Consider the following 20,203-nt stretch of genomic DNA (forward strand, 5'->3'; position numbering starts at 1 on the left):
CCAGTGGCGTTTATGCGGTCGCTGTTCGGTAGGATTTCCATACCAGCAACCTAAGGTGTATTGTTAAGCTACTTGCCAAAGTGGGCATTGCAGGTGGATTTACTGATTTCAATCAAGTCTGCAATTAGCTATGGTCATGATCCGCCGGTTTCATTTCCGCTTATTTCGATTCGTCAACCGATTTTATAACCTCAATCGTCGAAATTTCAAACAAAAAGATAAACCTGGTTTCGCAACAGATCTAGTATGGAAAAAGACTTACTCGGGAAAACAGCTTTGGTAACGGGAGCCGCGTCTGGCATTGGAAAAGCAGTAGCCGAACTGTATGGGCTGCGCGGGGCAAATGTGATGATCTCCGACATTGATGACGCGCAGGGACAGCAAGTAGTGGAACGACTCACTGCCGCCGGTGTACCTGCCCGCTATTGCAAGAGCGATGTTAGCGACCCTCTTCAGTGCCAGAAACTGGTGCAGGAAACCGTTTCGGCCTTTGGCTCGCTCGATATAGCCTGCAACAATGCCGGTATTGGGGGCGAGCTGAACATGACCGCCGATTACAGCCTCGACGGATGGCACCGTATTATCAATGTGAATCTCAACAGTGTTTTCTTCTGCATGAAGTACGAGCTGGAGCAAATGCTGAAACAGGGAAAAGGTACCATTGTCAACATGGCCTCCATTTTGGGACAGGTCGGTACGCCCGGCTCACCGGGCTACGTAACGGCAAAACACGGCATGGTGGGCCTCACCAAAACGGCGGCTATCGAATACGCGCCCCAGGGCATTCGGATCAATGCCGTCGGGCCGGGCTATATTGATACGCCACTGTTGTCTGTTTTATCGGATGACGTCAAACAGCAGTTGATAGGGCTGCACCCCATCGGCCGTTTGGGGAAATCGGAAGAAGTTGCCGAGCTGGTTGTCTGGCTCAGTTCCGACAAAGCCTCATTCGTTACGGGTTCGTATTACCCGGTCGATGGGGGTTATCTGGCCCGATAAACAAAAAAACCCTCCGCATAGCCGACAACAGCAGCTATGCGGAGGGTTAATGTAATGGTCAATCAAGGGACAAGGCTAACTCGAACGGCCTTTTAACGAATGGTGCTAAACTTACGGAGATCCGTACTTAGTTCCTTCAAAGCTACCTCAACGCCCCGTTTGGCTCCCTCCTGAAATACCGCCAGAATTTCTTTGGCATCGATCCGGTTAGGGTCGTCCAGGTTGTTGTTGACGAACTTATCCCGCAGCGTTAACAGTCCGCCCCCCAGCGCCATGGCCAGCAAAGGGTTAAAGTCAAACCACGGGATGGGCGGATTGGGCTCCTGTTTTCGATTGTTCAGCCACGGGTCAATTAACGGGACAAATTCGGGCAGAATAGGCCGAACAATGTCAATCAGCAGTAATAATCGTCGGCACTGACTTGCTTTTTGCCCTAGCACATCGGTAGCATGGGTGCCAATGCTGTAGAGCAGAGACGGCGTAATGCGCTCGAACCGCAGAGACGGATTATCCATGGTAGCTTCCAGAATACGGTGCTCAAACACCAACTGCCAAAGTAAGCGCGACCGAAAACAGGCGTGATTGGTAGTCCGTGAAAGCCATACCGCCGTGTTGATGTAGTAATGTTTGATCTGAGCCAGGTGCTGTTGTCCCGTAGCAGATGCCATAAAACCCAGTCCTTTCACGTTCGTATCGGGCTCGGAGGCTTCACCAATCAGGTTGATGTTCACGTAGTGATGCCAGGTCGATTCGGTCACCACTCGCCCTATATTGGCTTTGTGGCCGTCGTAGGCACAGATAGCCCCGAAGGTTTGCGCCTGCGTTGCCATCTTGGTGCTGGCTGTATTCCCGGCCAACACCGTTGAGTAGGCAATAATTTCGGGAGCTATCCCCATCGGGAACTCGGGGGTTCCGTCTTTTTCGTAATTGCCACTGAGGTCCGTCGGTTCGACACATTGTCCTTCGTGAGGGTGGTCGGGCAGCACCTTGATACGGCCCAGCGGGCTGCACAAAATGGGATGCGGGTACGTTTCGCGCAGAAAACCGCCTAATGAGCTGGAGTACAAACGGGGCTGTATCTCCTGAGGAACATCGTCCGACTGGTCATCAAACTGTGAACCCGGGTCGTGTCCAATTCGGTTCGTATCGTTTCGGTTAGGATCCTGCATACCTACATTGCCGCTGGCGTTGGTCCAGAGCCGCATCTTGCGTACCCGCGGAACAGACCCGCCCAGAGCCCGTCCCAGTTCTCCGTGGTCGCCGGTGGCAAATACGCCCCCGCCGTTATTCATAAACGTACTCAGCAGCACCAGTTCAGCGTCGGAGAGCCCTACCGGCGACGCGTCGAAGCCGAACAGCCAGACCTGATCGTACATCGTGTCGGAAAAATGCGTACCGTCCGTAAAGCGGAAATTCGGGATACTCCGGGAAACCGGCACGCCCGGATTGCCAACAGCAGGGCCCCGATGGGCAATCGTGATTTCGAAATCGACGTAAATGCGCCCGTCATTGGCCAGAATAGAAACAAACGTGGACAGGCCGAAATCGCCCAGACCAAAATTGAGCGTCCCATCGGTAAGCAGCAGAAGTCTCACCTTACAGGGTCTGCGCCACCAGGGATAGAGTTTTTCGGGCGACAGCCGAAGAAGGCTGGTCCGTTCTTTGATCGCCTTCAATAAATGCTCGTTCTCGGAAAAGAAGATTTGTGCAGACATGGTTTTGTGGTTGTTTAGATGAGTTTCTACCGGTTAGTCGCAGTGCAGGACGAACCGGCAAACAAACCTTATTCCCTTATCCGCAGCACCCCGTGTACAGCCACCTCCGGGCTGCCCCTTCCACACTTCTTCAGGGCTACCAACTTTTCTGCTTCATTTGAGTAGTAAGAGTATGTTCAACTACATCTCAACGTCTTCCCTATGAAAACCCTGATCGCATTCAGCCTGATTTTTGTGAGTAGCTGTACCCTTCAGGACGATACCAGTCCCTGCCGGTCTCCTCAAAAAATAAGTGTGGATCAGCGCTGTTATACGGGCAACGGTCTGGCCCTGACGGCCAGTGAGTACGGTACGTCTCCATTAAGTTTCGAATGGAGTGTGTATACGTTAAAAGACACAGCGCAAAACCTTGGTTTTACGCCCCAGGATTTAAAGATAAAGATCAACACCGCCGATGTGCTGGTCATACCCGATAGTCTGGCAGCGAATAACCAGCGACTGGTTGTCACTGTTGCGGCCAACTGCCAGGGCGAACTGAAACGGTCTATCTATTACGCATTTAAAAAAACACAATCAGCAACGGATAGCTGTACTGTCTGGCAACCGCAGCGGGGGCTGTAGGGCACGGGGCAAGTTACTCCGGGATAAGTCCAATGGCTATCGAATGAAGCCGGGCATCAGCACTGTGCAGGAAGTAGCAGCTGGCAACCCCATGAGATTCTATACTGGCCATTAACTGCTCTGTACGGGCTTTGTGCTGAGCGTGGATCTGTCGAATGTATACACACCGAATCTGGCGGGGATACTGCCGAACGACAGATTCGTAGATGATCGGGTCCTGTTGCGAATCGTCACCCAGGAGGATAAACCGCTGATTTGGGTAGGTATTGATGATCTGCTCGATCCGGTCGAATTTAGTGTGGTGCTTCCCCTTGCCTGTTTTTAGTACCTGCGACAAACGCTTGAGTTGGCTCAGGCGATAAACGCCGTCGGGAAGTTGATTTTTTGTCGAAAACTCCAGAATGTAATCGTACAGATTCCACTCGCTGCTCGACACGTAAAAGAATGGATTTGTGGCATTCAGCCCGCTATTGGCTTCGGCGAGTAGTTTATAGTGGGCTACAACGCCCTCAAAGGGCATTCGGCTGTGCGCATTTTCGGTCAATAATACCAGCAGTCGTTTGGCGATGGTTGCCGAGTGCGAAACCAGAAACGTGTCGTCAATATCCGAAATACAAATGAACTGGGTCGGGTGCGGAATTAACACTTCTCCTTCACCTTCCGCCAACACTTGTTCGGGGGTCATAGTTTGTGAAATAAGCTGCGCCCGAACCGGGTGCCATCCCGGCGCCAATGCCTGCGTTAGAGGTAACTCGACCTGAAAACAGCCATCGTCGTCCGTATTGACGTCAACAACCTGTTCCTCGAACCGGATGCGCACCGTCGTTCGCGGATACGGCTTAACCAAAAATAACCGGATAACAGCCAACAGGTTGACGAAGTCAATATCACGGTATTTCTTGCGGGGTAAGGGACTTCTTCTGAATACGTGGCCATAAATGGTCAACTGCTTATCATTACCAAAGCCACGGTAAATCTTCACGGTGGGCTGGTCGGTCAGCCGCAGCCATGTTAAGAAATAGCGTTTTATCTTACCCTTCAGGGTTATTTTTTGTTTATCAGTTTGAGTGGATTGCACAGCTTCCATAACGTTCAGTCAGTACTCGCCATCTTATAACACATAATCGACGCAGAAGTTGACCTTTTTATTCGCCATAAACCCCGTTTCGGGCGGGGCAGAAAAAACAGCCTGGGAGGAGGGCATTCATACCTTCTTTGCCGATAAGCCCCATACCGTTCACCTGTTTCATCTCAACGGTAAAACCGATGATGAAACAATTCGCCAGCAACTAGAGCAGCATAAACCCGATCGCGTAGTGGCCGTTGGGGGCGACGGAACCATTAAGATCGTAGCTACACTGCTGCTCGGCAGTGGTATCCCCCTGGGTGTTCTGCCCGCCGGTTCGGCCAACGGAATGGCGCGTGAGTTGGGAATTCCACCCGATGTTCAGGGTAGTCTGGATGTACTGGTCAACGGCATTGAGAAGGCCACCGACATCATATCCGTTAACGACAACGACGTTTGCCTGCATCTGAGCGATATTGGCCTGAACGCACAGTTGGTGCAGCACTATGAAAAAAATAACCTGCGGGGTAAATTGGGCTATCTTCGAAGTGTATTTAATGTACTTCAGAAACGGCGTTTACTCCGGGTGGCCGTTACCATTGGTGACGAATGCGTGCAACGGGCAGCCTTCATGATTGTACTGGCCAATGCCCGCATGTATGGCACGGGAGCCGTTATAAATCCCGACGGTACACCTTTCGATGGCCAGTTTGAAGTCGTCATATTCCGTCGATTATCGTTTTGGGAAATCGTTAAGCTCTTCTGGCGCTATCAGCCATTTAATCCCAAGAATATAGAAATTCACCCGGCTACATCCGTCACCATTGAAACCCACCGAAAGGCGTATTTTCAGATCGATGGTGAATACCGGGGGCGCATTACAAGCTTGAAAGCAGCCATAAAACCCGGAGCGTTGACCATGCTGATTCCGGCGCCGGCACCCTCCTGATCAGATTTACAGACTAGCGTCCGTATGCATTATACCAACTGGTTTACCACTACCCGTTTCGGTTCGCTGTACAGATTGAAGCGGTTGTCGCGGACAAACCCGGCCATTGTCATGTGGGCTTCTTTCGCCATCTGGACCGCCAGGCTCGACGGGGCACCTACGGCAGCGAGCAGGGGAACGCCGGCCAGCCAGCTTTTCTGAACCAGTTCAACGCCGATCCGGCCACTCAGAAATATACCGAACTGGTTCAGCGGAAGCCAGTTTTGCCAGAAAGCCGCCCCAATAAGTTTGTCCAGCGCGTTATGGCGACCAATGTCCTCCCGAACGAGCAACAGCTTACCGTCGGCATCGAACAAGGCTGCCGCATGAATACCACCGGTATATTCAAACGCCCGTTGTATCTGGCGAACCCGATCCGGTAACGCATGGAGAACGGCTGGCTCAACCGAGAAGTTACCCGATAGCGGGCCGGGCGTGAGCGCCATAACCGCTTCGATCGTGGCTTTACCACAGAGGCCACAACTGGAGGAGGTAAATGTATTTCGTTCCAGCCGCGCCCAGTCGACAACGACATCTGGGTGCAGTTCTACCCGGAGCACATTCCCTTCTTTATCAGCTTCCTGAACGCAATGGCGGCAGGAAACTACATCGGCCGGATGCTGAATGATGCCTTCGGTGAACAGAAAGCCCATAGCCAGTTCTTCATCATGGCCGGGCGTCCGCATCGTCACCGACACGGAACGCTGCTCCCGGCGGGTAGCAGGACCAAAACCCAGACGTATTTCCAGTGGCTCTTCAACAGCGAGCAAATCGGGGACTTCGGAAAGGTTTTCACCCGAAATTTTATGGACGGTAACCGGCGCAACAAGGGACATTCTCAGCCAATCTAGTTTGCTTATAGTAACCCGTTACGCCTGTAATTGATTGCGCAGCCGGTTAAAAACTAAACGAAGCGGATGCTTTTAACGCAAATGAACCGATAGGTAACCCATTGGGGCTATCGTTCAGGTAATTGAGCCGGTGTATAGCCTGGATCCGAACGATCTTGAAAATATTATCGATTCCATATCCCAGCTCCATGTATGGTTTACTTCCTTCGAGGCTTCCAAAATAGATAGGCCTTGTTCCACCGGGCAATAGTTTAAACGACTCAACCTCCCGATTTTCCTTCCGCTGCCCTCCCCAGAGCGCATCGATATTGGCAATTAAGCGCCAGTTTAACTTCCGGATGCCGGGAATCCGGTTAAAGAGCAATCCCTCGAAGCGGTGTTGAATATGCACCGCGACAAAACGGTCGCTCACAAACTCGTAAAACTGCATCCGGTTAAAAGTGTTGGTCGTCAGCAGGGGGGTTGGATTACCAATGTGCGGAAACAACAGCGGAGCGGGCAGTGTTGAGGGCGTAAAACCCGCCGACAACAGGTAGGTTGTCCGGCCAAGTGGACCCAACCGAAATGTTTGCTGCGCCCGCAGGTTAAACCGATCGTAGTTGTATTGACCGCCCAGCGCCTGGGAGCCGTGCGTATACCGGATGGTGAGCACAGGAGCCCGTTTTGTGCCCAGAGTAATACGATCATTGCCGTCCATCAGGTACTTCTCTTTGCGGGCCAGCCGTGCTTCAATTGACCAGTAAGCGTCGAATATGTCAGACTGCAAGGCAGACTGATCGCCCAGTTCGGGTTGAACGCGGTAGTGAAATGGAAATACGGGGTCGAAGGTCCGGGTTCCCAACGTAGCCGTCAGCAAAATACCTTTAACGGGCTCTGTCTTGAAGTATGCCTCTTTCTGGTAACTGTGGTAGCCTCCGCGGTAACGGCCAAATCGGCTAAAGGCATAAAAGATACGGTTACCGCCAATCAATTCGGGCGTCAGACCAAGCCGCTCCAGATCATTGGCAATCCGAACCCCCGCTATTGTCCAGTGCTGCCGGGAGAACAGGTAACTTATTTCTCCGCTGTATTTGAACCGGTTATCCAGCGTTCCATAGGCCAGATACCCTCTCAATATCCAGTTTCGACTAAATTGATCATTGGTCCGGAACCCGATTCGTGTTCGGAGACCTTCCACACTGTTAACAGCAAACAGATATGGGTAAGGGCCAAGATCGAAACCGCCCACTTTATAGAAGCCTGTAACGGCAACCTGTCCAACAGCTTCGGCCATTTTCACGGCTGGAACGGCCCGCAGTTTTTCAATTACCTGTCGGGTTTTCTGATCGTCTTTGTTTAATGAATCGGCACCGGCGAGCGTACTTTGAACGGTATGCCAGTAGGCTTCGTTGCTGGTGGCTACGGTATCGCTGGGCTCAATTGGCTGCTCATAGAAGAGCGTTGGATGGGGCCTGTTTACACTGATATTACTGTTTCGAAGGGTAACCTTCGCTCGTAAGCCAAGGGATTGTTTACCCACACCCGTCAGGTCAGCATTAAGGTGAATACTCACAGGCAACCAACCGGCTGTAGCCGACCCGCTGGCAGAGGAATCGATCGTGCTCTCCAGCTCCTGTTCAATGGTCAGGTCACGCACGTAGTTGAGGTTAGCGCCCTTACCAATTCGGGTTTCAATCTGACAAAGGGCAAATGAGGTGGTGTCGATCCAGGCCTTACCCGTAAAGGCGAGGTCTTCCGGCCGTTTAGGGTCGAATTGTATTTCGTAGCAGATGTGATCGCCAATCTGGGTGGTATCGGCCAGGAAGAACTCGTACCAGTTCTTCCAGTTATCGCCAACGGGCGAGGCAAAATCCTTCCCCAATATGGGTATATAGTTATCGTAGAAGTTTTGGCTGACCAGATTCGTCCCGCCCAACAGCTGCGAGCTGAGCCCGGCATCGTCGACGGCCACCCCTTTGATGCGGGTTTTACGAATATCTTCGCGTTTACGTTCGGGATTGGCTTTGTAGTAATAACGGGATACGGACTCCGAAGCCAGAAGCGGCAGCACCCGATGGCCTTCACTATCGACAATGGAGTCGTGCTTGCTCATCGCTTCGTTGATCCGTTTGATCAGCGGATTCTTTCGCATGCGATCCGTAACGTGGCTCAGCGCGATCTCGGTTTTTACATAGCTGTCGTACTCGTAAGCGGCCAGCCGCTTCCGGTCGTTCATTGACCGATTTTTCCGAAGCTGCCGCAACACGCGCCAGGCCGGGTTTTCGCCCGCTCTCACGGTTACTTCCTGAAGCGCATTGCCGCCTGATTCGAGCTTGAAATCGACGGCCTGCGATACCCGTTCCGGATCAATGGCCCGACGCATGGACTTGTACCCCATCGAGCTCACGGCCAGCGAATCGGACAAAATTTTGACGACTAGGGAGAAGCGACCTTTTTCGTCCGTCAGGGTTCCGCTCCGGCGTCCTACCAGCGCTACACTGGCAAAGGGGATCGGGTCGCCCGTGTGGGCATCGGTAACTAGACCGGTAACTGTATATACTGCCTGGGCCTGTGTTTTAGTGGCAAACCCAGTGAGTAATAGCAACAGAAAAAATACTAATGAATGTACCGGTGTCTTCAAGCGTCCTAATGTATTTATTGTCCTATTTTTCCATGCGAAGATAACATAAACACAAATGTCTATGTGTAGTGACATTGGATCAATCGATATAAAAAGGCATTAAAATGTCGAAAATCCTGTACTAACCGTTACAAGGGTCTACAAATTTATTATTCGTTGTTGTTGAGTAATTTTACTTCACCTGATTATATAGACATAATACATGAATTAACCTACCAACCAGATACGATCGGCCTCAGCACCCTGCTCCGTCCATTCGACCAGAACCTGCTGCGACTCCAGGGTATTGACGCGTTTACCGGTATAGTCTGGTTTGATGGGCAGATCCCGGTTATACCGACGATCAATCAGTACCAGAAGCTCGACTTTACGGGGCCGGCCAAAGGCAGTCATCGCGTCCAGGGCGGCCCGCACCATCCGACCGGTTGCCAGCACATCGTCAATGAGAATAACCCGTTTGTTCTCAATAATAAACGGGACGTTGGTAGTATTAGCCCGAAGGGGTGTATCACGCCGTCGGAAATCATCCCGGTAAAAGGTTGCGTCCAGATAACCCAGCGGTACGGTATAGCCCAATATACGATTCAGTTCTCGGGTGACGCGCTCGGCAAAGTAGATTCCCCTCGGCTGCATTCCCAGAATAACGGTATCTGCAAAATCCTGGTAGTTTTCGATGAGTTGCTGGGCCAGTCGGCTCACCACAATTTCGAGCAGGGGACTGGACAGAATTAGGCGTTGTTGATTCATGGGGTAAAAATAGTAGTAAGTCGACCATTTACCTGTCTCTGCCGAATACAAATGTAGTATAGTGTCCTTTTGCCTTTCTTTATAGCTTTGACGTATCTTCTTTACCATTTCCGGCGTATGGGGTTTCGGACGTTTATGTGGCTACTTGCATTGGCTGAATTGAGCCTTTCGGTAAGTAGCGCCCAGAACATGAGCGGTTTCTGGCTAGGCGTTACTTACCCGGCTAATCCTAACCCGGCTATTTACAACTATGCCATGACGCTCACCCAGGTAGGTACTACGCTGAGCGGAACCACCCAAACGCGTGATCATCAAACACCTTCTAGCGGATTGACCTACATTTCAGGACAGGTCAAAGGCTCGTCAATCCAGTTTAGTGAGTCGGACCAGCAGGGTAATACCGCCGTGAAGGATGTCTGCTTCTGGCGTGGCACGATGACCTACAACCCTGTAGAGGAAAGCTTGACCGGTACTTACGAGAACATCGTGAACGGAACAACCTGTCTGGATGCGTCGGGCGGGAAAGTGGAGTTGTACCGTATTGTCTTGAAATCGGGCACTACCTACTGCAAGGGTAATCCTGTTAATCTGGCAATTACAGGTAAAAATATCCGCTGGTATAGTTCGGCTTCGAAAACCACTCTCCTGGCGACCGGCAACTCGTTTAGCCCCCAGATTACCCAGACCACTACGTTCTACATCACCCAAACGCTGTATAACAATGAGAGTCCGCCGGTGCCTATAACCATAACCCTGAGCGAACCGGCCTTCAAGACAACCGTGGTCAACCCAGGCTGCGACAAAACCAGCGGATCCATTGAGGTGATTGGGTCGGGTACAACGGGCTGGCAGTACAAACTAAATCAGGGACCTTTCCAGACAATCCCTCTTTTTACGGGCTTAGCCTCCGGCTCTTACACCGTCGTTGCCAAAGATACTGCCGGTTGCCAGAGTGAACGGTCAGTTACCATCACCGCCGATTCAGCACCAACCGTCAGCAGTGTGCAGAGTACGCCACCACGCTGCGAAACAGCCAATGGCACCGTCACTATGGTTGCCACGGGTGGAAAGCCTCCCCTCACCTATTCCATCAATTACGGCGTTAGTTATCAAGCTAATCCAACATTTACAAATCTGGCTGGTGGCACATATACCGTTCGGGTGCGCGACGCCAATGGCTGCGAAATCAATAAGGCGCTCAGCCTGCCTGCTTTTACACCTATGGCGATTTTGACTACGACCGTTGTACCCACCACCTGTGGAGAGACCAACGGGCAGGCGAGTGTGACGGTAGCCGGTGGGCGAAACCCTATTCAGTATTCGCTGGATAGCCGGGCGTTTCAGAGCATACCCTTTTTTACTGACCTGGCGCCAGGTTCGTATACACTTGTGGTTAAAGACAGCAGCGGCTGTACCCTCAATCAGCCAGTCCGCATTGCCGGTAGCACCGGCCCCCGGATTGATGCTATCCAAACTACAGCCTCTGCCTGTGGCGAACAAACGGGTGCTGTTCGTATTTTGCCCGGCGGCACAGCACCCATGCTCACGTATGCCATCGATGGAAAACCATTTCAAAGCAACCCCGATTTTTCTGGCCTGAGAGACGGCATCTATACACTTACGGTTCGGGACGATACCAATTGCGAAATTACCCGGACCGTGTCCATTGCGTCTGACTGCGCTAACCGAATCCACCTGCCAACAGCTTTTTCCCCCAATCACGACGGGTTGAACGATGCCTTAACGGTTTACTTTACGTTCATGACCGTACAGGTGACTAACTTTATTGTTTACGACCGCTGGGGTGCAGTCCTGTATAATCGTGCTAATTTTGCCCTCGCAAGTGGCGAATCGCTCTGGAGCGGTCAGTCGAGTGGTCAGCAGGTACCCGCTGGTATGTACTTGTATCGGCTCGACTGTCAGTTTCCGGATGGCACTCAGATGACCTATCGCCAGTCGGTTGCCCTTTTACATTAATTGTCTATGAAATTCCTTCTCGTTGGTCTGGGCAATATTGGCCCGGAGTATGCACTTACCCGCCACAATGCTGGCTTTATGGTTCTCGACCGACTGGCGGCTCAGAACGACTTCAGTTTTTCCATGACGCGTCTCGCCTATACGGCCAAATGGCAGCACAAAGGCAAACAGTTATTTTTTGTCAAGCCAACAACCTACATGAACCTGAGTGGTAAGGCGGTGTCCTATTATATGAAGCAGGAAAATATTCCCGTCGAAAACATACTGATTATCACCGACGATAAAGATTTACCCTTTGGAAAGCTGCGATTGAAGCCCAAAGGTTCGCCCGGTGGCCATAATGGACTGAAGCACATTGACGAAGTTTTAGGCACTCAGGAATATGCCCGGCTACGTGTGGGAATTGGTAACAATTTCTCGAAAGGCCGTCAGGTTGATTTCGTCTTGGGACAGTTTCCGGAAGATGAATTGATCCAATTACCGGACTATTTGGACCGGGCAGGTAATGCAGCCCTCAGTTTTTGTACTATGGGCATACAGATGGCTATGAATAATTACAACCAATGATATAACTATTTAAAGAAAATTGCACTTTTCCGGAAAAATATAAACTCATAGGAACTAAGCGTAATATTAAAATAATATTTTGTTTAGACGAATTTTTTTCTAAAATAGAAATAATATTAGACCAAAAACGGCATTATATTCGGAATAAAATTTTGGAAAGGACACAATGAGCGTTTGTCATTTCAAACTTTCTATAGACATTTGTGTGTTATCTGACTGAAAACAAAATAGAACAAATCAATGAAATCGCGTGTTATCTTTGCATCACTCATTCTTGGATTAGGATTAGTGACTACTCAGGCAAACGCGGCTACCACCACCAACACTGATGATAGCCCGGCAGCCACCAAGCCGGCAAGTGCTATGCTTGTCAATGGTTCGCAAAAGCAGTTCGCTGCTTACATCGGACAAAACGTTGCCAAGTTTGCGCAGACTACCAATTGGCAAAACTTTATGAGCGTTGTCTCGTTGTACAACCAAAGCCCTTCTGCCGTGCTGACACTCAGCCCAGCCGAACGGACAAAGTTCAACGAAGCTGCTGCTCAAGTACAGAATACACTGGCCAAGCACAAAGGTGCAAACGCCAGCCACTGGATGAACCAGGCTGACTACACAACCCGGATGATTAATTTCCTCTGGAACGTCAACCAGCCCGCTGCCGAAACAGCTGACATTCAGTAAAGTACTGCAAATCCCGAATTAATCAGGGATTTGGAACAGAAAAGAGTAAAAGTTAGTTTTTCATGTAGAAAAGGTTAAGGGTTTAGGAATAGTCAGTATAAGGTTCTCCGCTATAGATCGGGGAACCTTATCTTTTTTTAGGGCTTTCTCAAGCGTAAAGATGTATTCCATTACCCATGACCATTCAGGACCTACGCGACCGTAAACTAATCTTGTTCGAGTGTATCAGTGGCAGCCGTGCTTACGGAACAGACTTGCCCGCTTCTGATACCGACATTCGGGGCGTCTTCATGCTCCCTCAGGCCGACCTCTACGGGCTGAGGTATGTGGAGCAGGTGAATGATACTAAAAACGATATCATCTTTTATGAACTGCGCCGGTTCATCGAGTTGCTCGCCAAAAATAACCCGAATATCCTGGAGTTACTTTGCGCACCGAACGACTGCATTCTCCAGAAACATCCTTTATTTGATCAGTTGCGGGTGAGTGACTTCCTGTCCAGGCTCTGCCGGGACACTTTTGCCGGTTACGCGGCCAGTCAGATCAAGAAAGCGCGGGGCCTGAACAAAAAAATTGTAAACCCGCTTCCCAAAGAGCGCAAATCGTTACTCCATTTCTGCTACATCATCATCGGTCAGAAATCGATTCCGGTACTCGACTGGCTGTCGGCCCATAACCGGCAAGCCGCACAGTGTGGCCTGGTCAGTATTCCGCACGCTCGCGATATGTACGCGCTTTTTTACGACGAAAACGCTTCTTTAGGCTTTCAGGGACTAATTTCCGATAACGACTCGACCGCCGTTTCGCTTAGTAGTGTCCCTCTGCACCTGGAGCCCGTTGCCCTTTTGTCTGTCAATCAGGATGGGTATTCGAGCTATTGCAAAGACTATCGGGAATACTGGGACTGGGTTGAAAAACGGAATGCGGCACGCTACGAAAATACGGTTGAGCACGGCAAGAATTACGATGCCAAGAACATGATGCATACGTTCCGGCTGCTGGATATGGCACTCGAAATTCTGCAAACGGGTCGGGTTGTTGTGCGTCGGCCAAACCGGGAGGAATTACTGGCCATCCGTTCCGGCGCTTTCGATTATGAGGAGCTACTGGCGCAGGCTGAAGAGAAGTTACAGCAGATTGATGCCGCTGCTCAGACCAGTCTGCTGCCTGCCTACCCGGACATCCATCGCATTGAACAGATTCTGGTTCGTATGCGAACGACTCTGTACGAAACAAAATAGGAAAGCACGGGGGTGAGTCGTCCGGCCATAAAATAAATAGTGACCGGATTCCAACCTTATAACCCGGGTACAGGTCTACTCAGTCAACGAACTTCTCTACTAAAACAGCGCCATGAAACTTTCAAAATCCCTTCTCCAAGCCATAGCCGTAGCCGTAACGGTTACCACGCTCAGTTCCTGCGCCAAAGGCACGGTCGTCGATCCTAAAGCGCCCAATGGCGAGCAGCAAAAAAAGGTACCCTACGACTGCCCCGGCTGTGGCCTGGGTTAATGGGCCAAACGAACCGCCTGTGTAACTGACTCCCGTATGGCCAGCGTATTTTCTTCCATTGACTGTAATCTGGATACCAACGGCTTACAGGCATCACTCCCCCTTTTCGAGTCCGAGAAGGTTCAGGCCATTGAATGGTCGTTCGACACGCTGTTTGCACTGGGCGAGTTGCCGGACTGGTTTGCCGAATTACTCCGGGCCTACAGTCAGGAAGGCCGGTTGATAGGACACGGCGTTTTCTTTTCCCTCTTCTCCGGCAAATGGACGCCCGATCAGCAACAGTGGTTGAATCAGCTGAAAGCTATCTCGGCCGACTTCACCTTCGACCACCTGACGGAACATTTCGGATTTATGACGGGTGAAGATTTTCACAAGGGGGCACCGGTCAGTATTCCGTTTACAGCGTCCACACTGGCCATTGGCCGCGACCGGCTGCTCCGGCTCCAGGATGCGGGGAACTGCCCGGTCGGCCTGGAAAATCTGGCAGTTGCCTATTCGCTCGATGACGTAAAACGGCAGGGCAATTTCCTGTCTCAACTGCTCGAACCGATCAACGGATTCATCATTCTGGATTTACACAATCTGTATTGCCAAAGCCAGAACTTTACCATCGACATCGCTGACATACAGGCGCTCTACCCCCTCGACCGGGTCCGAGAAATCCACATTTCGGGTGGAAGCTGGGTGCCGTCGGCCGTAAACCCGACGAAACAGATCCGACGGGACACGCACGACGATTCGGTACCGGAAGCGGTTTTCCATGCGCTGGAGCAGGTTATCGGCCAATGCCCCAACCTGAAGTTTGTGGTGCTTGAGCAACTGGGCACCGGACTCGTTACCGAAGCAAGTCGGCATCGTTTTCAGGAAGATTTCTATACCATGGACGACATCGTCGGAGCAGCCAACCGGGTAAACAGCCCATCGGCAACCAACACGTTCCGGCCTTTGTCTCCAATAAGCATGCCTGAAACGCCAACAGAAGATTCACTGCTTTACCAACAACAAACCGAACTGTCGACCATTCTGGAAACCGCTACCGATTGTACTCAGGCTCAGCTGTTTCTGAGCGCATCGAGTCTGGCGAAGTCAGATTGGGAAATCGAGAACTGGAAACCGGAAATGCTCGAAACGGCCATTGCCATCGCCCAGAAATGGAAAGATGGGTTTGTGCAGCGTCCTGTTGTTAGGGACATCTAATCACCATTTAGTGTTCCACCGACTCGACGAACTCCCTCGGCGACTGGCCGCTTAATTTTCTGAAGGCCCGATTGAACGTCGCTTTCGAATTGAAGCCGCTTTCGAGTGCTATACCCAGCAAACTAAGATGCCTGTTCGCCGGATCAAGAGCCAGTCGTTTAAAATCATCTACCCGGTACTGATTGACAAAATCGTTGAAATTTTTTCCCGTTCCAACGTTAATGACCTGTGATAGTACGGACGCATTGGTCCTGAGTCGTCGGGCCAGATCGGTCAGCGACAAATCGGGGTCCAGGTATGGGCGTTCGTTCTCCATATATGCCAACAAGGTATCACGCCACGGCATCAAATCCGTTGCCAGACCCGTGGCCGCTTTTACCAGCTGCTCACCTTCGGTTTGATTTACCAGCACTGGCGCCTGTTGCCTGATCGTGTCCGTATCAGGCAACAGGTCGGTCAGCGCAGACGGTTCCTCGGCCAACACCGGATAAAACGTTAGCCGCCGACCGGGCTGTGCCTGCGCGTAGCCATGAATGCTCACGTAGTAAATCAGGACGACACCCGCCAGTTTATCCCACCAGTTCTGCCAGAAATCGAGGTTAAACGTCACACTAAACAACGTCATGAACAAACTGAACAACATCGTGGCCGTGAGGGTGACCAGAAAGTTTCGAAACCAGCGGAAACTAATGGTTTCGGTTTCAGAAAACTGCGTTTTTATCCAGGCCCGGTAGTGCCGGTACAAACGAAGGGACAAAATCAGGTAGTACACATCCAGGCCAACACCCACAAAAAACTCAATATCCTCCAGGTGATACGGGTATTGTACCGTTGTTTTCCACCGTTCAACAAAATCGTGCCCCATCGAAAATACGCTGAGATGATAGGTAACCTGCACCAGAAACGGAACCGCATGCCAGATGTCGCGCCGGGAGAATCGAAAATCGGCGTTCACCTGGCTTTTGAGATAGAAATAGCACAATACCGGAAACAGGTAGCCGAGTGATCGGGGAAAGAACTCCAGTTCGCGCCAGAGAATTTCGATCCCGCCAAAGCCCAGCATGTACTCCCATATATTGAAACTCAGTCCAACCAGCACCCAGCCCAGCAACCAGTCGGACAGCCGTTCTTCACGTCGAGCCCTTACCCACAATAAGACAGCGTAAATCCAGCCCTGCACAAAACCAAATAACAAGGGGGACGAATAGGGGTTGAAGTCAAACGTCATCGGTAACACTATTTACGGGCAAGATACAGTCTGTTTCTTTACTGAAAAATATTGAACGACTTCCCATCATCGCTTTTCTGAACGGTCATAAAAGGCTTGCCTTCGTCGATACGTTTTCCACTCATAACCACGTCCACCTGTCTGCTATCCGCAAAATATACTTTAGTGCCTACCGGCAGTTTCTGCAACGTACTGCCATACGACATTAACATAACCCCCTGTGTGCCATTGCCTGACTCGTCGGGTCGGTACGTAATTATCATCACTTTATGCGGCAGCAGGCTATTGTTTCGAAAACGCACGGTTACAATATTGGCTGGTGTTTGGACCGTAGTTTTAGGATGGGTCAGGAGGGTTTTACCGGCGTCTTCGGCCGTCACGGTCAGAATCAATGTACCAGTTGTCTCGCCATCGTTACTATAATACAACTTACCACCCACCGGCCAGTTTTTAGGGGTGGATTCATTGCGGTTCATGGTAAACCCATAAGCCATACCCGGTCCTTCGGCCCGGAACATGCGGTGATAACCCAGGTTGTTTCGGAGCGTAAATGCCACGCGGGCAACCGGCTCTCCCGATACTGAATTCTGCGCAACAGTAGTCGACATAACGCTCGAAACGAGCAAAATAGCCATTAGAAATACGGTCGTTTTCATTTGATTAGTGGGTGTTGACATGTGCATGGTCAATTATTGAATTAGCTTAGAATTTTTCTTTTCGGGCGGGTTATACATTTCCTTTTACTTTAATTCGACCCGCATCGCTGTTCGTCTCCCGGTCGCGGGCGGCTTTGATGTCTTTGCTGCCGAATTGATAGCTGAACCGAATGGTGACCCGACGGCTTTCCCACTTCCGATCGATGGCAAACTGCTGGGTCTGGAAGTCTGCTGACTGTCTCCAGCGCATAGTATTCAGCACATCATCCACGCCGAAGGTGAGCTTACCGCGCTCCTGCATGACTTTCTTCTGCACACTCAGGTTCAACGCGCCCAGTCCGCCAATGCGGTAGATTGTTTGCTGCGTAGGGGCACTCCAGAACCCCGAAGCCTGTGCCGACCATACTTTGGAGATGGTAAAAGAGTGCTGCATGTACCCTTCGAAAGCAAATGTTCGCCGGTCGAAACGTTCCAATGGGGACAGGCTCCCCTGAAAGCGGTTCCACGTGGCCCCGGCATAAGCATAGGTACTCCACCATTTCGTGAACTGATACGGCGTGCTGGCCGACAGGTTCAGCGCGTCGACCTGACCCACGTTAGCAACCGTCTGGTAAGCGGTCAGTCCCTCCTGCCGGATCACATCCGTCGTAAAATCATTCGTATGACTGTAGGCTAACTTAACCGTCGACGCCCATTTGTACGTGTAACTAGCCTCAAGGGTATGGGTATACGTGGGCCGTAAATAAGGGTTTCCGCGCTGGCTGGTATAGGGGTCGATCTGGTAAATGAAGGGGTTCATGTCCTGATAACTGGGCCGCCCGATGCGCCGTCCGTAATTGACACCAAACTGGCTGTTATCGGTAGCGCGGTACTGCACAAACGCCGTTGGAAAGAGGTTCAGGTAGGTCGTATCAGGTCGCTGAATTATCTGCTGAAGCAAATCGGTCGACCGGCCGTTCACATTGGAATGTTCAACCCGCAAGCCACCCTGCATCGACCATTTACCCACTGAACGATTCAGCGATGCATAAGCGGCATTCACGATTTCCCGATAGGTGAACCGATTAGTCCGCCTTACATCAACCTGTTCGGGCTCCGCCCCTACGAAAGCCAGCAAATCGTTATCAGTCGAGACATCCGTATGTTTCAGCCCCGCTTCGAGTTTAAGATGACGCCCTTTCCACTCCTTGACAAAGTCACCCTTTAAGGTACCAATTGCGATGTTTGTGCTGGCGTCGAACCGGCGCTGGCGTTGGAAAAGGGATTGGCCATCGGCGTTGTAATAATCGCTTGTGATCAGGTTGGGCGATGTGTTTTGGAAGTAGGTCAGATCGGCATCAAGGTTCAGTTCGAGGCCCAGCGTATCGGCATAGCGGTAATTCAGGGACGCGTTGGTCCGATTGTTTCGGGCGGGTTGAGCCGAGGTCCCGTTCGTTGCCCGGTTCACGATACTCGAATCCAGCTTGTTCCGGCTATTGATCAGCTGGGTGGTGGTGAATGTACCGAACCGGTTGCCCGACACATTCCCCGACACGATCAGCCCGATCGTTTGCCTGGGTATGGCCTGGTGGCTGTCGATAATGAAGTCGACACCGGCTTTGTAAACAACGGCTCGGGTGCCGTCGGTGTCGTAACCCCGCTGAAGGAATTGCCCCCCGCCCGTTTGCCGGTCGAGCCGTACATTGGTAATCTGATAGTTATCACTTACGGCAACATTACTAAACAGGTTCAGCTGCCGGGTGCGGTAGTTCAGGTCGACGGCAGCACTGGCCCGATGATGATCGCTCTGCCCGTAACCCGCGGAGGCATTTCCATTCAGTCCAAGGCTTTTGTCGCGCCGGAACCGGATGTTAATGATACCGGCGCCCCCCTGGGCATCGAATCGGGCGGAGGGATTGGTGATCAGCTCTACCTTATCAATGCCCGATGCGGGTGTTGCCCGGAGCAGATTGGCGAGGTCGCTGGCCGATAGGTTAGTCGGTTTGCCATCAATAAATACGTTGACGCCCTGCTTGCCCGCCATCCGTATGTTATCATTCGGATCGATAACAACGCCGGGTGCCTGCTGGAGCAGTTCATAGGCCGTCTTGCCCTGTGCTGTGGCATCGGCCGCAACGTTCATCACGGTCTTATCAACCTGTTGCTCAACCAAAGCCCGTTTGGCACGCACCACCACGCTGGTGAGCGTTTGTTCAATTGCCGCAAGGAGCAGTGAGCCTACGCTAACCGGCGTGCCTTTTGTAACCGTTACAACCGGACTCATAGCGCTTGTCATTCCCACACTCGATGCCTCCACATAGTAGTTGCCATCAACAATGTTTGCGAATGCATACTGCCCGGCTTCGGTCGTTATCGTTCCCTTCACGAGTGTTGAATCGGCAGCCTTGAGCAGTTTGACTACGGCGAAAGGAGCGGGCTGACGGGAAGCGTCGAGTACCGGGCCGGACAACGTTTGGCCTGTGAGTATTCGGCTGGCGAGCAAAAGAAGAATGAGTAAACAGTAGCGTACCATCGGGCTGAGTCGTTTTGTGATTGATGACCCAAAGGTGGCTGATTGGTACCCCCTGCTTCGCCCCAAAAAAGATTTGAGCCGTCTCAAATGATGAATTGAGCCTTTTCGGCCTGCGGAATGAATTAAAAAAGTCAGAACACAAAAAACCCGCTCTTCAAATTCGAGAGCGGGTTTCCCATTTTCTTAACCTAAACTAAGTCCGTTACTATGTATGATGTAGGATATAGAATGTATGTCGGTGCATTCGCTATATCATATAGCCTATA

Annotated in this window: 17 protein-coding genes; 9 read left to right on the forward strand and 8 right to left on the reverse strand. The window is 51.3% G+C overall.

The annotated features are described in order from the left end of the window. The first annotated feature begins 246 nt into the window (after positions 1-246). Entirely contained in the window at positions 247-999 is a 753-nt protein-coding gene (locus ACYVJM_RS07055) for an SDR family NAD(P)-dependent oxidoreductase (protein ID WP_461147482.1), read from the forward strand. Positions 1,000-1,091: 92 nt separating this feature from the next. Here the strand turns inward: ACYVJM_RS07055 and ACYVJM_RS07060 are convergent, their stop codons facing one another. Beyond that, the gene (locus tag ACYVJM_RS07060) at positions 1,092-2,714 is read right to left on the reverse strand and encodes a hypothetical protein (RefSeq protein WP_461147483.1); all 1,623 of its coding nucleotides are present in this window, start codon (positions 2,712-2,714) and stop codon (positions 1,092-1,094) included. A 201-nt stretch (positions 2,715-2,915) separates the two neighbouring features. Between ACYVJM_RS07060 and ACYVJM_RS07065 the strand changes: the two genes are divergently transcribed. Next, positions 2,916-3,335, forward strand: a complete 420-nt coding sequence (locus tag ACYVJM_RS07065; protein WP_461147484.1) for a hypothetical protein — start codon at positions 2,916-2,918, stop codon at positions 3,333-3,335. A gap of 13 nt (positions 3,336-3,348) precedes the next feature. On the opposite strand, the gene ACYVJM_RS07070 is transcribed toward ACYVJM_RS07065, so the two are convergent. Further along, complete coding sequence (locus tag ACYVJM_RS07070) at positions 3,349-4,422, reverse strand: App1 family protein (RefSeq protein WP_461147485.1); 1,074 nt, start codon at positions 4,420-4,422, stop codon at positions 3,349-3,351. Between the two features lie 49 nt (positions 4,423-4,471). On the opposite strand from ACYVJM_RS07070, the gene ACYVJM_RS07075 reads away from it, so the two are divergent. Next, positions 4,472-5,350, forward strand: a complete 879-nt coding sequence (locus ACYVJM_RS07075; protein WP_461147486.1) for a diacylglycerol/lipid kinase family protein — start codon at positions 4,472-4,474, stop codon at positions 5,348-5,350. 29 nt (positions 5,351-5,379) lie between these two features. Here the strand turns inward: ACYVJM_RS07075 and fdhD are convergent, their stop codons facing one another. The 3 genes from fdhD to pyrR form a co-directional block, all read right to left on the reverse strand. Beyond that, positions 5,380-6,225 carry a formate dehydrogenase accessory sulfurtransferase FdhD gene (fdhD, locus tag ACYVJM_RS07080; RefSeq protein ID WP_461147487.1) on the reverse strand — a complete coding sequence of 282 codons (846 nt, stop codon included), beginning with the start codon at positions 6,223-6,225 and terminating at the stop codon, positions 5,380-5,382. 61 nt (positions 6,226-6,286) lie between these two features. Next, positions 6,287-8,824 carry a DUF5686 and carboxypeptidase-like regulatory domain-containing protein gene (locus ACYVJM_RS07085; RefSeq protein ID WP_461147488.1) on the reverse strand — a complete coding sequence of 846 codons (2,538 nt, stop codon included), beginning with the start codon at positions 8,822-8,824 and terminating at the stop codon, positions 6,287-6,289. Between the two features lie 243 nt (positions 8,825-9,067). Next, positions 9,068-9,607 carry a bifunctional pyr operon transcriptional regulator/uracil phosphoribosyltransferase PyrR gene (gene pyrR, locus ACYVJM_RS07090; RefSeq protein WP_461147489.1) on the reverse strand — a complete coding sequence of 180 codons (540 nt, stop codon included), beginning with the start codon at positions 9,605-9,607 and terminating at the stop codon, positions 9,068-9,070. Between the two features lie 87 nt (positions 9,608-9,694). Between pyrR and ACYVJM_RS07095 the strand changes: the two genes are divergently transcribed. The 6 genes from ACYVJM_RS07095 to ACYVJM_RS07120 all read left to right on the forward strand — a co-directional run bounded on the left by ACYVJM_RS07095 (position 9,695) and on the right by ACYVJM_RS07120 (position 15,541). Then, positions 9,695-11,584 carry a T9SS type B sorting domain-containing protein gene (locus ACYVJM_RS07095; protein WP_461147490.1) on the forward strand — a complete coding sequence of 630 codons (1,890 nt, stop codon included), beginning with the start codon at positions 9,695-9,697 and terminating at the stop codon, positions 11,582-11,584. A gap of 6 nt (positions 11,585-11,590) precedes the next feature. Beyond that, positions 11,591-12,151, forward strand: a complete 561-nt coding sequence (pth, locus tag ACYVJM_RS07100; protein WP_461147491.1) for an aminoacyl-tRNA hydrolase — start codon at positions 11,591-11,593, stop codon at positions 12,149-12,151. A gap of 240 nt (positions 12,152-12,391) precedes the next feature. After that, positions 12,392-12,832: a hypothetical protein gene (locus tag ACYVJM_RS07105; RefSeq protein ID WP_461147492.1), complete on the forward strand. Its 441-nt coding sequence runs from the start codon at positions 12,392-12,394 to the stop codon at positions 12,830-12,832. A gap of 176 nt (positions 12,833-13,008) precedes the next feature. After that, positions 13,009-14,073, forward strand: coding sequence for a nucleotidyltransferase domain-containing protein (locus tag ACYVJM_RS07110; protein WP_461147493.1), 1,065 nt, complete (start codon positions 13,009-13,011; stop codon positions 14,071-14,073). A gap of 112 nt (positions 14,074-14,185) precedes the next feature. Next, entirely contained in the window at positions 14,186-14,344 is a 159-nt protein-coding gene (locus tag ACYVJM_RS07115) for a chryseobasin-related MNIO class RiPP peptide (protein WP_297377220.1), read from the forward strand. A gap of 36 nt (positions 14,345-14,380) precedes the next feature. Beyond that, positions 14,381-15,541: a multinuclear nonheme iron-dependent oxidase gene (locus ACYVJM_RS07120; RefSeq protein ID WP_461147494.1), complete on the forward strand. Its 1,161-nt coding sequence runs from the start codon at positions 14,381-14,383 to the stop codon at positions 15,539-15,541. Between the two features lie 7 nt (positions 15,542-15,548). Here ACYVJM_RS07120 and ACYVJM_RS07125 read toward each other — a convergent pair whose 3' ends face one another. The 3 genes from ACYVJM_RS07125 to ACYVJM_RS07135 form a co-directional block, all read right to left on the reverse strand. Further along, positions 15,549-16,769 carry a helix-turn-helix domain-containing protein gene (locus ACYVJM_RS07125; protein ID WP_461147495.1) on the reverse strand — a complete coding sequence of 407 codons (1,221 nt, stop codon included), beginning with the start codon at positions 16,767-16,769 and terminating at the stop codon, positions 15,549-15,551. 38 nt (positions 16,770-16,807) lie between these two features. Further along, positions 16,808-17,425: a hypothetical protein gene (locus ACYVJM_RS07130; protein ID WP_461147496.1), complete on the reverse strand. Its 618-nt coding sequence runs from the start codon at positions 17,423-17,425 to the stop codon at positions 16,808-16,810. Between the two features lie 70 nt (positions 17,426-17,495). After that, positions 17,496-19,937 carry a TonB-dependent receptor domain-containing protein gene (locus ACYVJM_RS07135; protein ID WP_461147497.1) on the reverse strand — a complete coding sequence of 814 codons (2,442 nt, stop codon included), beginning with the start codon at positions 19,935-19,937 and terminating at the stop codon, positions 17,496-17,498. Between the last annotated feature and the right edge of the window lie 266 nt (positions 19,938-20,203).

The sequence above is a fragment of the Spirosoma pulveris genome (assembly GCF_054781875.1).

Coding starts and splice junctions, on each gene's coding strand:
- ACYVJM_RS07070 (WP_461147485.1), bottom strand. CDS start 4,422: ATGGAAGCTGTGCAATCCACTCAAACTGATAAACAAAAAATAACCCTG.
- pyrR (WP_461147489.1), bottom strand. CDS start 9,607: ATGAATCAACAACGCCTAATTCTGTCCAGTCCCCTGCTCGAAATTGTG.
- ACYVJM_RS07115 (WP_297377220.1), top strand. CDS start 14,186: ATGAAACTTTCAAAATCCCTTCTCCAAGCCATAGCCGTAGCCGTAACG.
- fdhD (WP_461147487.1), bottom strand. CDS start 6,225: ATGTCCCTTGTTGCGCCGGTTACCGTCCATAAAATTTCGGGTGAAAAC.
- ACYVJM_RS07105 (WP_461147492.1), top strand. CDS start 12,392: ATGAAATCGCGTGTTATCTTTGCATCACTCATTCTTGGATTAGGATTA.
- pth (WP_461147491.1), top strand. CDS start 11,591: ATGAAATTCCTTCTCGTTGGTCTGGGCAATATTGGCCCGGAGTATGCA.
- ACYVJM_RS07060 (WP_461147483.1), bottom strand. CDS start 2,714: ATGTCTGCACAAATCTTCTTTTCCGAGAACGAGCATTTATTGAAGGCG.
- ACYVJM_RS07130 (WP_461147496.1), bottom strand. CDS start 17,425: ATGAAAACGACCGTATTTCTAATGGCTATTTTGCTCGTTTCGAGCGTT.
- ACYVJM_RS07110 (WP_461147493.1), top strand. CDS start 13,009: ATGACCATTCAGGACCTACGCGACCGTAAACTAATCTTGTTCGAGTGT.
- ACYVJM_RS07125 (WP_461147495.1), bottom strand. CDS start 16,769: ATGACGTTTGACTTCAACCCCTATTCGTCCCCCTTGTTATTTGGTTTT.
- ACYVJM_RS07120 (WP_461147494.1), top strand. CDS start 14,381: ATGGCCAGCGTATTTTCTTCCATTGACTGTAATCTGGATACCAACGGC.
- ACYVJM_RS07055 (WP_461147482.1), top strand. CDS start 247: ATGGAAAAAGACTTACTCGGGAAAACAGCTTTGGTAACGGGAGCCGCG.
- ACYVJM_RS07135 (WP_461147497.1), bottom strand. CDS start 19,937: ATGGTACGCTACTGTTTACTCATTCTTCTTTTGCTCGCCAGCCGAATA.
- ACYVJM_RS07065 (WP_461147484.1), top strand. CDS start 2,916: ATGAAAACCCTGATCGCATTCAGCCTGATTTTTGTGAGTAGCTGTACC.